Source organism: Armatimonadia bacterium, from assembly GCA_039679385.1.
In the GTDB taxonomy this organism is placed as follows: Bacteria; Armatimonadota; Zipacnadia; order Zipacnadales; family JABUFB01; genus JAJFTQ01.
The window spans coordinates 55,708-69,101 of the sequence record JBDKVB010000074.1; the positions used below are offsets into that span (position 1 = coordinate 55,708).

11 protein-coding genes are annotated in these 13,394 nt (G+C 65.4%); 4 read left to right on the forward strand and 7 right to left on the reverse strand.

What is annotated here, in order from left to right:
* Nucleotides 1-44: 44 nt before the first annotated feature.
* The 3 genes from hcp to ABFE16_08945 all read left to right on the forward strand — a co-directional run bounded on the left by hcp (nucleotide 45) and on the right by ABFE16_08945 (nucleotide 2,779).
* The gene (hcp, locus tag ABFE16_08935; protein MEN6345420.1) at nucleotides 45-1,676 is read left to right on the forward strand and encodes a hydroxylamine reductase; all 1,632 of its coding nucleotides are present in this window, start codon (nucleotides 45-47) and stop codon (nucleotides 1,674-1,676) included.
* A gap of 222 nt (nucleotides 1,677-1,898) precedes the next feature.
* Nucleotides 1,899-2,444, forward strand: coding sequence for a hemerythrin domain-containing protein (locus tag ABFE16_08940; protein MEN6345421.1), 546 nt, complete (start codon nucleotides 1,899-1,901; stop codon nucleotides 2,442-2,444).
* A gap of 14 nt (nucleotides 2,445-2,458) precedes the next feature.
* The gene (locus tag ABFE16_08945; protein MEN6345422.1) at nucleotides 2,459-2,779 is read left to right on the forward strand and encodes a cupin domain-containing protein; all 321 of its coding nucleotides are present in this window, start codon (nucleotides 2,459-2,461) and stop codon (nucleotides 2,777-2,779) included.
* Nucleotides 2,780-2,810: 31 nt separating this feature from the next.
* On the opposite strand, the gene ABFE16_08950 is transcribed toward ABFE16_08945, so the two are convergent.
* Genes ABFE16_08950 through ABFE16_08970 form a run of 5 tightly spaced genes read right to left on the reverse strand, consistent with a single transcriptional unit; the run spans nucleotide 2,811 to nucleotide 8,484 of the window.
* Nucleotides 2,811-3,635 (reverse strand): methyltransferase domain-containing protein, encoded by an 825-nt coding sequence (locus tag ABFE16_08950; GenBank protein MEN6345423.1) that lies wholly within the window; start codon nucleotides 3,633-3,635, stop codon nucleotides 2,811-2,813.
* A complete protein-coding gene (locus tag ABFE16_08955) occupies nucleotides 3,577-5,445 on the reverse strand; it encodes a hypothetical protein (GenBank protein ID MEN6345424.1) in 1,869 nt (622 codons plus the stop codon). The genes ABFE16_08950 and ABFE16_08955 overlap by 59 nt, the downstream gene beginning before the upstream one ends.
* A complete protein-coding gene (locus ABFE16_08960) occupies nucleotides 5,442-6,746 on the reverse strand; it encodes an SPASM domain-containing protein (protein ID MEN6345425.1) in 1,305 nt (434 codons plus the stop codon). Before ABFE16_08960 ends, ABFE16_08955 begins: the two co-directional genes overlap by 4 nt.
* A gap of 2 nt (nucleotides 6,747-6,748) precedes the next feature.
* Nucleotides 6,749-8,230 carry a radical SAM protein gene (locus ABFE16_08965; protein ID MEN6345426.1) on the reverse strand — a complete coding sequence of 494 codons (1,482 nt, stop codon included), beginning with the start codon at nucleotides 8,228-8,230 and terminating at the stop codon, nucleotides 6,749-6,751.
* A complete protein-coding gene (locus tag ABFE16_08970) occupies nucleotides 8,224-8,484 on the reverse strand; it encodes a hypothetical protein (protein MEN6345427.1) in 261 nt (86 codons plus the stop codon). The genes ABFE16_08965 and ABFE16_08970 overlap by 7 nt, the downstream gene beginning before the upstream one ends.
* A gap of 308 nt (nucleotides 8,485-8,792) precedes the next feature.
* On the opposite strand from ABFE16_08970, the gene ABFE16_08975 reads away from it, so the two are divergent.
* On the forward strand, nucleotides 8,793-10,280 hold the full coding sequence (locus tag ABFE16_08975) for a sulfatase-like hydrolase/transferase (protein MEN6345428.1): 1,488 nt from the start codon (nucleotides 8,793-8,795) through the stop codon (nucleotides 10,278-10,280).
* Nucleotides 10,281-10,366: 86 nt separating this feature from the next.
* Here ABFE16_08975 and ABFE16_08980 read toward each other — a convergent pair whose 3' ends face one another.
* Complete coding sequence (locus ABFE16_08980) at nucleotides 10,367-10,900, reverse strand: DUF2148 domain-containing protein (GenBank protein MEN6345429.1); 534 nt, start codon at nucleotides 10,898-10,900, stop codon at nucleotides 10,367-10,369.
* Between the two features lie 36 nt (nucleotides 10,901-10,936).
* Nucleotides 10,937-13,345, reverse strand: a complete 2,409-nt coding sequence (locus tag ABFE16_08985) for an endonuclease MutS2 (protein MEN6345430.1) — start codon at nucleotides 13,343-13,345, stop codon at nucleotides 10,937-10,939.
* Nucleotides 13,346-13,394: the final 49 nt, after the last annotated feature.

The window sequence follows — 13,394 nt, forward strand, 5'->3', positions numbered from 1 at the left end:
CCAAGGTCGCCGATCCAGTATCGCTCGATCAAGGAGGAAGTGCCATGTCCATGTTCTGCTACCAGTGTGAGCAAACCTTCGGAGGCACCGGCTGCACCAAGCAGGGGGTCTGCGGCAAGGACGCGACGACCGCCGGCCTGCAGGACCTGCTGATCTTCTCGCTCAAGGGGATCGCTCGCTATGCGAAGCCCGCTCGTGAGCTGGGCGCCAAGGACCCCGAGATGGATGCCTGGGTCCAGGAGGCCTTGTTCGCCACCCTCACCAACGTCAACTTCGATGCCGAGCGCTTCGTGGCGTATGTGAAGGAGGCGCAGGCCTGGAAGGACAAGGCGAAGGCGATGCTGCAGCAGGCCGGCGGCACAGTGCCGGAGGACCTCAAGCCTGCGGTTCCTGCGGATGCCTCGCAAGAAGACCTGATCGCCCTGGCGGCGCTGGTAGGAGTCCTGCAGGATACTCACCCCGATGCCGACGCAACGGCGCTGCGGCAACTGGTCACCCTCGGCCTGAAGGGCATCTGCGCTTACTCCTTCCACGCACGCGAGTTGGGCAAGACCGACGACGGTCTCGACGCCTTCATCTATGAGGCCCTCGCCGCGACGACTGATGACTCGATGTCCGTGGACGCTCTCGTGGCGCTGGCGCTCAAGACCGGCGAGATCAACATCAAGGCGATGGAGATCCTCGACGCCGGGCACGTGGAGAAGCTGGGCGTTCCCGAACCGGCACCCGTATTCCTCGGCACCAAGGCCGGTCCCGGCATCCTCATCAGCGGGCACGACATGGTCGACCTGCTGGAGCTGCTCAAGCAGACCGAGGGCACCGGCATCAACCTCTACACCCACGGCGAGATGCTCCCGGCAGTCATGTACCCCGAGCTTCGCAAGTACCCGCACCTGGTCGGCAACTGGGGTGGCGCCTGGCAGAACCAGCAGCGGGAGTTCGAGGAGTTCCCCGGCCCGATCGTCATGACCACCAACTGCCTGATGAAGCCGCGGGAGAGCTATAAGGACCGCGTGTTCACCCTCGGGCCTGTGGGATGGTCGGGCGTCAAGCACCTCGGCCACAGCCGCGACTTCTCCGCAGTAATCGCGATGGCCAAGGAGCTGCCGCCGCTGCCTGAGACCGAGGGCAAGACCATCCTGACCGGGTTCCACCACCTGCCGGTGCTGTCGATTGCCGACAAGGTGATTGAGGCAGTGAAGAGCGGCGCAGTGAAGCACTTCTTCCTCATCGGCGGCTGCGACGGAGCACGCCCCGGTCGGAACTACTACACCGAGTTCGCCGAGAAGGTGCCCCAGGACTGCATCATCCTGACGCTGGCCTGCGGCAAGTACCGGTTCAACAAGCTGGACTTCGGCGAGATCGGCGGCATCCCCCGGTTGCTCGACATGGGCCAGTGCAACAACGCCTACTCAGCCGTGCAGGTGGCGCTGGCTTTGGCCAACGCCTTCGGCGTCGGAGTGAACGAGCTGCCGCTGTCGCTGATCATTACGTGGTATGAGCAGAAGGCCGTGGCGATCCTGTTGTCGCTGCTGCACCTGGGCATCAAGAACATCCGTCTGGGGCCGACGCTACCGGCTTTCGTCACGCCCAACGTTCTCGATGTGCTGGTCAAGAACTTCGACCTCAAGCCCATCAGCACACCGGACGAAGACCTAACAGCCTGCCTGAGCTAGACAGTCTGAGGATGGGGTAGCGGGAGTCGAGGCGGCCGGCCTGGGGCCTCGACTCCCCGGGGTTGGCGCAGACGAGAAGTCGGAGACGACGGTCCTTCACAATCGGGTTCGGTGTCTCAGTCGCTGGAGCCGGGACGCTCGCTGTTGTCGTGTTCGGCCTGTGCGCCGCACAGGAGAGCGGAGTGATCGCAAGGTCGACTTAGCCTTTAGGAGGGGACCACCATGAAGGCGACGGAGGTTCTGCGGCACGAGCACGAGGTCGTGATGCTGGTTCTGAACGGGACGCGGCGTGTTGTCGGGAACCTGGCCGGCGCACTCCAGGCCGACCCTCTACTGGCGGAGAAGCTGCATGGCTTCTTTGCCAACTTCGTCGACCATTGCCATCACACCAAGGAGGAGCGGCACCTGTTCCCGAGGCTCTGGCAACGGGGACTGCCGCGAGGACATGGCCCGACGACCCTGATGCTCAAGGAGCATGACCTCGGGCGTGAGATCGTCAGTGACATCGGCGACGTCCTGCCCGGGGTTGCCAAGGGGGATGCCGAGGCCATCTCGAAGCTGCGTCAGGCGCTGCTTGACTATGACGGCCTGATGCGGGAGCACATCGACAAGGAGAATCGGGTACTGTTCATGCTGGCCGAGGACCTGCTCACCGACGCGGACAACGAAGAGCTTGTGGCGGCCTTCGAGCAGGTCGAGACCCAGGAAATCGGTGAGGGGATGCACGAGAAGTACCACCAACTGGCGCATGAACTCGCCGGTCAGTGAGAGGAGTGCCTGCGATGCCCGGAGTCGAGAGGGTTGACCTTCACCTGCAGGACCACGGCGACCGCATGTGTGTCTGGGAGACCGACGAGGTACAGATCATGAGGATTCGGCTGGCGCCGGGTGAGGCTCTGCCACGGCACAACAGCAACTCGCACGTCGTGCTGCTTGCACTGGCCGGGCAACTGAAGTTCGAGACACCAGGGCAGACAGAGGTCTTCGGGACGGGAGAGGCACTCAGCGTCCCCTTCGACACACAGATGGATATGAGCAACGCGGGAGAGGAGCCGGCAACCTTCCTGGTAATCAAGACGCCGCACCCGAAGAAGATGCACTGATCGGGTAGGGGCGGGCCTGGCGTTGGCCCGCTCAGCGAGTGGCCAGCACCAGGAAGTAGGGAAGGTGGAGGAAGCAAGACCAGGTATTTCGTGCCCGGCGGATCTCGGCCATGACCTCCTGAACTCGCGCTCGCTGCGGCTCGGTGAGGGGCAAGCCCAGGCACAGACCCACGCCTTGCACAGTGGCCGGCTGGGGCATATTGAGAAGCTCAACGCACGGCTTCAATCCCGCTTCTTCACAGGCCGCCGGAAGCTTGCGCCCCACAAGGGCGTCGGCTCCGGCGGCCTGTAAACCTTCGATCCACACCTCACGGAGAGCGACCGACGGCGGGTACTCCATCATCCCGCCGTAGTCAGGCTCCAGGGCGACAAGAGCGCCTCCCGGCTCCAGCACGCGGGCGATCTCGCCCACAGCCCGCGTCAGATCACCCACCCATAGCAGGATGTTCTGGCAGACCACGAGGTCAAAGCACGCATCGCGGAAGGGGAGATCGCAGGCGTCTGCTGCCACCCGCCCTGTCGAGGGCGAAGGCGGCGTCTGGACAGCCTCGAGACGGCGGTCCAGGCAGACGAGCTCGCCCGGAACCCGACGGGCCAACTCCTCGCTCACCACTCCGTGGCCGCAGCCGATCTCGAGCACACGCTGACGCAGCCCGATCTGCGCCCGTCGCAGGAGACGACTCCGCGGAGCTGCCAGCCAGGAAGCCAGGCGCTCCGACTGGGCAAGAGAGGGCAAGTCGGGTCGCAAGGGCTCGGGCATCGCCGACCCGCCGGGGCCTGCTACGAACACAAGGCCGTCACCGTCCGCCTCCTGCACAGGCACAAGCGCAGGCACATCCGGCGCAGGCGCAGGCACATCCGCCGCCACCACCGCCTCCCCCACTTCCGCTGGAGGAGGATATCGTGTCGAGCACATCGAGGCTCACCTTGTCCATGCCGGAGAGGTCCATCACGCCGCCTCGGGCACCCGGGACTGTGAGACCGTCAAGGCTTGACGACAGGCCACCGGCAACGTTCTCCGTCCACCCGGCGAAGGAGGAGGCCACGTCGCCAAAGCTCGTATGGCCGCCCACACCCGTATCCGGAGCCGGTGTCGGTATGCCGCCTCCACCGAAGACCGGACCGGTGCGTATCCAGGGCGGGTCATAGCGATAGCCCGTCCCGTACCAGGTGCCGAAGCTGTCGTTGTAGTCCGGCGCCAGGAGCATCCAGAGCAGGTTGTCGTCGGTGTAGGTCGTGCGCTCCTGCAGGTCGCCGAGGCCCTTGGCCTCCGACCACGCTTTGGAAACGATCAGCTTGTAGTAGCTGCGGGTCTTCTCGACATCGAAGCCCTTGAGCCGCGCCGCGGTGTCGACGATCAGACCCTCCATCGCGGGCTTGAGATTGACCTTGTCGACGCGGGTGCTCTTGGCCTCACGCAGGGCGTCGATGAGACGCTGCTCATAGGCATGGACGACGGTGCCCTGCTCCTGGGCCTGCTTGCGTCGCGCACCACGCTCCTCGGCCTCGTAGCCGGGATTCAGGGCAACGGAAAGCGGCTTCGTGTCGAGCTGCTTCACGATACCCTTCTTGAGCAACCCGAAAAGTACCAGCGCGAGGACACGATTCAGCGGCAGCTCCAGCAGAACGGCAGCTTCCGGCGCTGTCAGCCCGCGCTTGATGTCGCCGCCCTCGACCGAGGCAATAGGCGGCAGGTAGTGACCGCGACGACGCTTCAGCCCCTTCTCCGTGAAGTACCAGACCAGGAGCAGGACCGGAAAGGCGGCCAACTCCACGCCGGGGCTGGCACTGAAGCAGGCGATCAGCAGGATCAGGAGCGGCACGAAGCAACTGCAGCCCGTCCCGGCACTGGCGCGGAAGAACATGATGCCGAAGAGGATCAGCACGAAGGCACCCCAGAGGAGCCGCACGTCCGGGGATTCGCGCCACCACTTCATGAACAGCGCGAAGGGCGTCATGTACATCACGTGGGTCATGTTGCGCTTCGGGAAGGACAGGCCGACCATGTGCGGGCCATCGAGCCGAGTGCCCTGGAAGCGCCACTCCACCATCGTGTACTTGTCGGTTACGAACTTGCGGTTGAAGGGCTGGCGCTCGTCCTGGTAGAGCACTTCGTCCGGCTTGAGGTCTTTGGGCAAGTAGACCGTAACGTAGAGGTCGGTTGTGCCCTGCACATACTGACTGCCGAACCAGGTCGGGGTGATGCGTAGGGAGGCGTAGTCCTTGCGCGTCGTGTCCTGCCAGACCATCGAGGGCATGCGGCACAGGAAGCTGAAGCGCCCTGAGGCGCCAGGCTGGATGCTCTTGTCGCCGAGGTTGACCGCCACGCCATACTCGACGTAGGGTGACTTCTCGAAGCTGTAGACGCGCTCACCGTCGACGGACGCCACCATCTGGCTCATGTCGTAGTCGCCATGGGGCAGGCCGACGTCGACGGCGTCGATGGCATGGGCTCCCGGTGCACACTTGAAGTCGATGGTGTACTCCAAGGTCACGGAGGCGTCCGGATTCACCTCCACCGCCAGCAGCATCTTCGGCACGGAGAACAGGTACTCCTGGGCCGAGGCAGTGACGGCGAGGGTGGTCAGCAGCGCCAGGGCCAGCAGCACCGAGAGGTGCGCTGCAGACCTGCCGGAGGCTGGTCGTCGGGAAGTGCGGAGGGTCATGATGCCTCACCGTCCTTGCGGTCGTCACTCCAGGAATCTACGTTCCGGGGGCATGCAGCTTCGCAGATCTCCAGCCCCGGACAAACCTCGCAAGGCACGGGCGCAGCCTCACCCTCCCGGTAGGGAGCAAAGCAGGGCGCAGCCCAGATCTGGGCCCACTCCTGCTGCAGCAGATTGCCTGCCTTGACGCGCGGCCCACGAGGCGGATAGACGGAGCCGTCCGGCTCGACGCGCACGGAGGCGTCACTGCCCGCACGCGGACCGCTGACAATCTGCTCAGCCAGGGTGCGTCGCAGGTCGAAGCGCACCGGCGGCTCCCAGAGGAAGCGAGCGTTCACACTCTCCGAACCTTCCGTCACCGACGCAGCCACCTGGGGGAGACTGCGAGCGGCAAGAGCCCCGGCGGCGTCCTCCTGCTCCTCCCCATCCAGACAGGCCACGGCAAAGAAGGAGTAGTTGCTCACTTTGTGCTGAGTTCCCCAGACCACCATTTCCTCCAGCTCCTGTGCGCTGAAGTCCGTCAGCGGGACCTGGAGCACCGGACAGAGCTCCAGCGCGCGACAGAGCTTCAAGGCCCGGAGGACGCTGTCGTAGTCCTCAGCGCCCACCAGTCGATTGTGCTCCTCGGCGTCGACGGAGGCCAGCACGACGGTCAGGTAGTCCAGGCCCGCCAGCGATGCGGCGGTGAGCTCTTCGTCGCCGAACCAGGAAGCGAGACCGCGGACCCCGGTGATCATCCCCAGGTCCTCGGCACACTCCACCAAGCGCACCAGCTCCTCCCCGGGGGTCTGCGCAGTGGGCAGGAAGGTGACGTGCGGGATGGCCGCCTCCCACAGCGCCCGCAGCACAGGCTCCAGGACCTCCGCACGATCGGCGGTGACGAAGGCTCGATGCGGAGCGATGAGCCTGCGTCCGACCGTGCTCTCTCCGCGGATGCCGACGTTGGTGATCGGGTAGTTGTCGTCGGGCGAGGAGAGGTCGTCGATGCGATGGTGCATCTGCCACAGATCATCGGCGATCTCGGGGTCTGTGGCCCCGCCGAAGTGGGCTCGCACGTCGGCCTTGATGGCGATGTCCTCGCGCCCACTGAGGATCCCGTGGGCCATGAACACACCGACCGGCGAAAGCACCGCAGCCTCGGAGGCGTTCGCCAGGAGCAGACCGCCGCCGTCAGTGTCGACGCGCAGATGGAAGCGCACCGGTGGATCGGTCTCCGTACGGGTGAAGTGATATAGCCCCGGCTTGATGGGCGCGGCCGGTGGTGGTGGCGGACCGAAGAGTCGACGCCAGTTGATGGGCATCCCTACAGGCCTCCCTGGGCTTGCGGATCCTCAGAGCGGATAGAACCGGCAGCTGCAAGTGAGGGCTTCGGCGTCTGTGAGGCTTCTTTGGAGACCTGCTCGAGCAGGCACCCGCCGCCACAGACCGGGAGGTCAGGACAGGTCCAGCATCGCTGCGGAAGCCCCGCCTCACAAGGGTGCTCGCGACGATTGCGGATCCGGGAGAAGAGCGGGCTCTCCCAGATCGCGGACCACTCGTCGGTCAGAAGATTCCCGGCGGGCTCGTAGTAGGACTGACAGGGCAAGACGTCGCCGCTGGGCTCCACGCATACGGAGTACTCGGCGGCATTGCAGGCCTTCGGTCCGAGCTCCAGGTCCAGGGGCGAGAGCTTGCAGTACTGCGTCGGCGTGTACCACAGGAAGCGCATCCCGAGTTCCTCGGCCCGGCTGCGAACACGGTCGAGGAGCGGGATCAGACTAGCCTCGGTAAGCGACGTCGGGTTGTGGCAGCCGCCGCCAGCGCAGATCATCCCGTTCATTGCGAAGGTCGTGATGCCCAGGCTGTGTAGGAAGTCCACCATCTCGACCGCCTTGGACTGCGTAGCGGAAGTCAGCGTCGTGTTGGTGATGGTGTGCAGTCCTGCGTCGAGGGCGGACTGGATGCCCCGCACGGTCTGGGCCTGAGCACTGGCCCCGACCATTGCATCGTGGACCTCGGCATCGGGCGACTCGAGGGTTACCTGCACATGGTCCAGACCCGCCCGGGCGAGCTTGCGTGCCAGTCCGTCCCTGGCCAGTTGCCGGCCGTTGGTGTTGAGGCCGGTGGCCAGTCCCAAGCGCTCAGCGGAGGCAACCAGTGCGGGCAAGAAGGGCACCAGGGTCGGCTCGCCGCCGGTGAAGATCACGTGGGGCACACCGATGGTCGTTAGCTTGCGCAAGGCGCGCTGCCACTGCGGAAGGCTCAGCGAGGCCATGCTCTTGCGGCCCGGCTCGTTGTAGCAGTGCGCGCAGGCATTGTTGCAGGCGTAAGTCAGGGCAAGGTCGGCCTTATACGGGGCCCGGGCACGCGTTGAGAAGACCGGGCGGCGCTCAAGCTGCAGGCCACAGGTCGGGCAGCCGGCCTGCGGTGTCCTGGCTCGCTGGAGGAGTTCGGCAACGCGGCCAAGGTCGGCCTGGAGCTGATCCGCGGGCACCTGTGGGTACCAGTTGTGCAGCAGCCGCGCCACCTGGGAGACGCTTACCCCGTCCAACAACATGCGCGCCATCTCGGTAGCCAGGGCAGACAGGTGGACGGCCTCCCACACGTTGACCAGCAGGAGGCCGGTTCCGTCGGCCTCGACTCGCAGGTGAAGGCGCACCTGCTCCTGCGAGCCGCCGTGGAAACGCCACTGGTACAGACCCGGTTTGGTGCGGCCACTGCCCACGGTCACCCGCATCTGGCGCACGAAGGCGCACCAGTCACCGGCGACCGCATGAGCAGCCTTCCGCAGCGGGCCTGCTACCACTTCGGGGCCTCCTCGAGCTGATAGGAGGTGCCACAGTAGGGGCACTTGACGAACATGGCGCCCTCGCGCATCTCGAGGGACTTCTCGTCCACCGGCGCCCCGCACTGCTTGCACGTGAGCTGCTGGGTGGATACGTCGCCGGACAGGTCGATCTTCTGGACGATGGTCCGCTCAGGGGCCTTGGCCTTCGTCAGCCAGCCGAGAGCAAGCGCGGCGGCCACGAGGACGAGGCCGATGATCAGGCGGGCGATCATGCCTTTGAACCCGGCGATGAAGATAAGGCCAAGGAGACCGAGTAAGCCGGCGAGAGCATACAGAAAACCAGTCAAGGGCTGCGCGGGCCGGAGCCGTCTGAGACAGCGGAGCGAAGGACTGCACGCTCCCAGGACAGCACCGTCCGCCTCACCTCCTTCTGTCAGGTAGACGGCCTTCTTACTTCGACGAAGTAGACAGGTGGACCTTGCGCCGGCACAACAAGGGTACAGGGGTTCCGAGAGGGAATAACCTGATGCCCCTGGAGGCTAGGCGCTCGGCCAACTCACTCGAACCCTGGGAGCTTCTCATGCCTGCACGACCGAACGTGCTGCTCATCACGGCCGACCAGATGCGCTGCGATGCCCTCGCCTGCAACGGCAATCCCTTCGTAGCGACACCGAACCTGGATGCTCTAGCGGCACGCGGCGTCACCTTCACGAACGCCTTCAGCCCCAATCCGATCTGCATCCCCGGACGCGCAGCCCTGACCACCGGCAACTACCCGCATGTGTGCACCGGCACGAAGAACAACGGCGGCCGCATCCGCGACGATCAGGTCAAGATCGCCTCGCACTTCGGGAGCGCGGGCTATCGCACCTACGCCATCGGCAAGCTGCACTATCACCCTTACTCGCCGCCCGATCAGCCGCGACTGGTGCATGGCTTCGACCTCTGGGAAGCCTGCGAGTCGGGTCGGATGATCGCGCAGTTCGACCCCACCGGACAGCAGCGCGGGATCGAGGACTACTTCGACTACCTGCGTGATGTGGGCTGGGGCGGCTACTCGCGGGCCCATGCCGCCGGGAACAATGACGTGCATCCGGCGACCTCTCCCCTACCCGCCGCCCATCATGAGGAAGCCTGGGTGGCGACACGCAGCATTGCGAACCTGCAGCAGCATTTTGCGGGCCGCGCGAAGCAGCCCTTCTTCCTGTGGGCGTCCTTCGCCAAACCGCACTCACCCTATGACCCGCCGGAGCCCTACAATCGCCGCTATGACCCGCGGTCGCTGCCCTTGCCGGTCGGGAGTCGCGAGTTGCTGGCCGACCGCGACCCATACCTGCGCACGATGCCGATCACCTATGGCTGGGACAAGATGTCGCCGGAGGCGATCCAGGTTGCCCGGGCTCACTACTACGGGCTGGTGACCTTCCAGGACGAGATGATCGGCCGTCTCCTGTCCTATCTCGATGAGGTCGGGCGGCTCGACGACACGATCGTCGTCTACACCGCCGACCACGGTGATCTTCTCGGTGACTTCGGGTGCTTCTTCAAGAGCAACATGCTGCAAGGGTCTGTCGGTGTGCCGATGATCTGGGCCGGTCCGGGGATTCGCCCGCATGAGGGTCCCTGCGAGGAGTTGGTGGGACTGCAGGATGTGCTGCCCACGCTGGCCGAGCTAAGCGAGTGCCCGCTCCCGCAGTGGGTCCACGGTGTGAGCCTGGCGGCAACCCTCGGCAAGCGTTCGGCACCGACACGCGACTTCTACGTCTCGCAGTGCCTGGACTCGCCACGGCAGCGGTACATGATCCGAACCCGGCAGTACAAGTACGTCTACCATGAGCTTGGCGGGATTGAGGAGCTGTATGACGTGCTCGAGGATCCCGCGGAGCTGCAGAATCTGGCCCGTGAGAAGCGCGTGGTCGTGGAGGAGCTCCGTGGCCTGCTGATCGACTGGTGCCGGGAGTTCGGCGACGAGGCGATCTTCGACGGCGGCGACCTCAAGGTCTCCCCTGAGGACGCAGCTACGGCCACGGAGTTCAGCGCCCGGCACATGGGGTGGCGCTGGTACTGAGCCGCCGAAGGACTGCGCAGAATCACGACCGGCGAGCACCCACTGAAGAGGCGCTCGCCGGTTTTGTCTGCGTCGTATGCTGAGCGTTACTTGCGGTCGAAGAAGGGGCTCTTGCCGGTCACTGAGAGCGGGATGCCGAAGGCGATCTTGACCTCCGGGCCGAGAAGTTGCAGGTTCACAGCGGAAACACCGACAGAGTACATCACACGGCTATCGACCCGGCAGTCGGCCGCCACACTCACGGCGCTGCCCACAGCAAGGCCCAGGTCGCCGGCGTTGTAGGCACAGCGGCCGCCGGCCTCCTCATTGGCCGCACACCCCGCGTAGCCGCAGAAGTTGCAGCCGGGTATGCCCAGGCGCTGCAGTCGGGTACCCAGGAGCACGCAGGCCTCCGAAGCTTCGAGATTGGCCGCATCGCGCAGGAAGAAGGGCGTGTTGATCTCCTCGCCATAGCGCTTCATCTCCGCGACGAGCGCATCCTTCTCGAGTCCTGGGGTGAGGATCGCGGTGAGGAGGTTGTCGGCACCTCGTGCCTTTGGGGCCGTCCTCGCGGCGATGCACATCCTCTGCGCCACCTGCAGGACAGCCTCAACTTCGTGGGCGCGGCCAAGGGATAGCACGGCTGATCACCTCCGGCGAGATGGTTCGTGCGGAATCTACAGGAAGACCTCGGTAGCCCCTTCGCCGCCTTCCTCGTGGTCGGCGATATGGAACTCGCGCACCTGTTTCTGCTTGCGCAGGAACTCGTGGATGCCCTTGCGTAGAAGACCGGTGCCCTTCCCGTGGACGATGCGCACCTTCGGGAAGCGGGCCAGGACGACATCATCGAGGTACTTGTCCAGCTCCAGGACAGCCTCGTCGACGGTCATGCCGCGCACGTCGATCTCGTGTGGGACCTCGTAAGTCTTGCGGGTCTGCATCCTCTCGGCGATGGCGGCGCCTTCGGTGTTCTGCGGCTCCTTCGCCGGGCGGAGTTCCTGCAGTCTGGTCTCGACCCGCAGGTTGCCGACCTGAACCGCCACAACGCCCTCACGGGGCACAGCAACGACGACACCATCGCGCCCGAAGGCCGGGACGAAGACCGGGTCGCCGAGCAGCACTTCCTCCAGCTCAGGCTCCTGCGGCTTCTCCTCGATGGGCTGCTGAGCAGGTGCCACGGCCTGCTGCTGTTGCTCGCGGACCTTGCGGCGCAACTCGACCAGTTCCTCGCGGCGCTGTTGTGTGACCTTCGATTGCTTGCCCTGGCGCTGGAGGTCGGCGATGATCTCGCGAGCACGCTCCTCGGCCTCACGGATGATCGTCTCGGCCTCCGAGAAGCCGTCCTCGATGGCCTTGCGACGGCGGGCTTCGAGCTTCTCCAGGTCGGTCTCGTACTGCTGCTTGAGGCGGTCCAGGTCGCGCTGAGTCGTCTGGGCCTCACGGGTCCGCTCATGCAGAAGTCGGCGCTGCTGCTCGACCTGCCCCATGACCTCCTCGAACTTGACCTGCTCCTCGCTGAGGTACTCGCGGCCTCGGCGCACAATGCTGCGAGCGAGTCCAAGGCGCTGGGCGATCTCGAAGGCGTTGCTCGATCCGGCGTGGCCAATCAGGAGCTTGTAGGTGGGCTGAAGGGTCTTCACGTCAAACTGCACCGAGGCGTTCTCGACACCGTCGGTGGCGTAGGCGAAGACCTTCAGGTCGTTGTAGTGGGTTGAGGCGATGGTACGACAGCCGGCCTCGTGGAGCTCCAGGAGGATCGCTCGGGCCAGGGCGGCTCCCTCGGTCGGGTCCGTACCGGCGCCGACCTCATCCAGAAGCACGAGGGCACGCTCCGGGCCTGCATCGTTGCCCTGACGAGACCGTTGGCGCTGGTGAGCGCCGACCCGACTGAGGATTTTCACGATCTGGGTCAAGTGGCCGCTGAAGGTGGACAGCGACTGCTCGATGCTCTGCTCGTCGCCGATGTCCGCGTAGATGAAGGGCCAGGCGGTCAACTGCGAACCGGGATCGGCGGGGATATGAAGGCCGCTCTGGGCCATCAGCGCCAGCAGGCCGACGGTCTTGAGCGTGACGGTCTTGCCCCCTGTGTTCGGCCCGGTGATGACCAGGGTGTCGAAGTCCTCTCCCAGCCAGACGTCGATGGGGACCACGTTCCCCGACAGCAGCGGATGCCGGGCACCGTGCAGCTTGAGGCGCGGCTCGGAGACCAGGTCGGGCTCCGTCGCATTCATCGTCTGCGCCAGGCGGCCTTTGGCGGTGATGAAGTCCAGCGTCCCGGCGGTTTTGAGATCCTCCTCAAGCTCTCCGGCGATCATGCCGACCTGCGCCGAGAGTGCGCGCAGGATTCTCTCGACCTCAGCGGTCATCTCCAGGTAGTTCTGGCGCAGCTCGTTGCCGATCTCGACGACTTCGAGCGGCTCCATGAAGACGGTCGCGCCACTGTCGGAGCGGTCGTGGATGATCCCGTGGAAGCGGGACTGCTGATTGGTCTGCACCGGGAGGCAGAAGCGGCCCTCGCGCTGGACGATGATCGGATCCTGCAGCAGTCCGCGTTCGGCCTCGCGACGCAGGATGGACTCCATGCGCTCGCGGGCGCGGCGCTCGAGGACGTCGGCGCGGTCGATGAGGCGTCCGAGTTGCTCGGAGGCGGTGCGACGCACGTTGCCGTTATCGTCGATGCAGCGGCCGATCTCCTTCTCCAGGTCCTCGTGCTGCGACAGGGTCTCGCCCATCTGCGCGAGGAGCGGTGCGTCCTCTACGCCCTGAAGCAGATAGCCGCGAAGCCGCCGGACACAGCGCAGGAAGTCGCCGATCCGCAGCAACTCGTCGGGCTCCAGGCGTCCTCCGGCACGCGCACGGGCCACCAGCGGCCCGGCATCCGTCAGGCCACCGAAGGGCGGTGTCCCGTAGCGCTCCAGAAGCCGCCGGGCCTCGGCAGTCTCCGCCAAAGCGGCTCGCACGGTCTTGACGCGTGCGCTCGGGGACAGGCTCAAGGCGAGGTTCTTGCCCAGGGAGCTGGCCGCCTGTTCGGCCAGTCGCTGCTTCACCTTCTCGTATTCGAGTACTCGCAGTGTACGTTCGTCCATGGTGCGTTCTCACGGCAGTCGGGTGCTAAGCCCCGCCGCCTGACTTCAG

Bases quoted from the DNA above. Each gene is read 5' to 3' on its own strand.
- hcp (MEN6345420.1), top strand. From the start codon at position 45: ATGTCCATGTTCTGCTACCAGTGTGAGCAAACCTTCGGAGGCACCGGC.
- ABFE16_08940 (MEN6345421.1), top strand. From the start codon at position 1,899: ATGAAGGCGACGGAGGTTCTGCGGCACGAGCACGAGGTCGTGATGCTG.
- ABFE16_08945 (MEN6345422.1), top strand. From the start codon at position 2,459: ATGCCCGGAGTCGAGAGGGTTGACCTTCACCTGCAGGACCACGGCGAC.
- ABFE16_08955 (MEN6345424.1), bottom strand. From the start codon at position 5,445: ATGACCCTCCGCACTTCCCGACGACCAGCCTCCGGCAGGTCTGCAGCG.
- ABFE16_08960 (MEN6345425.1), bottom strand. From the start codon at position 6,746: ATGCCCATCAACTGGCGTCGACTCTTCGGTCCGCCACCACCACCGGCC.
- ABFE16_08970 (MEN6345427.1), bottom strand. From the start codon at position 8,484: ATGATCGCCCGCCTGATCATCGGCCTCGTCCTCGTGGCCGCCGCGCTT.
- ABFE16_08975 (MEN6345428.1), top strand. From the start codon at position 8,793: ATGCCTGCACGACCGAACGTGCTGCTCATCACGGCCGACCAGATGCGC.
- ABFE16_08985 (MEN6345430.1), bottom strand. From the start codon at position 13,345: ATGGACGAACGTACACTGCGAGTACTCGAATACGAGAAGGTGAAGCAG.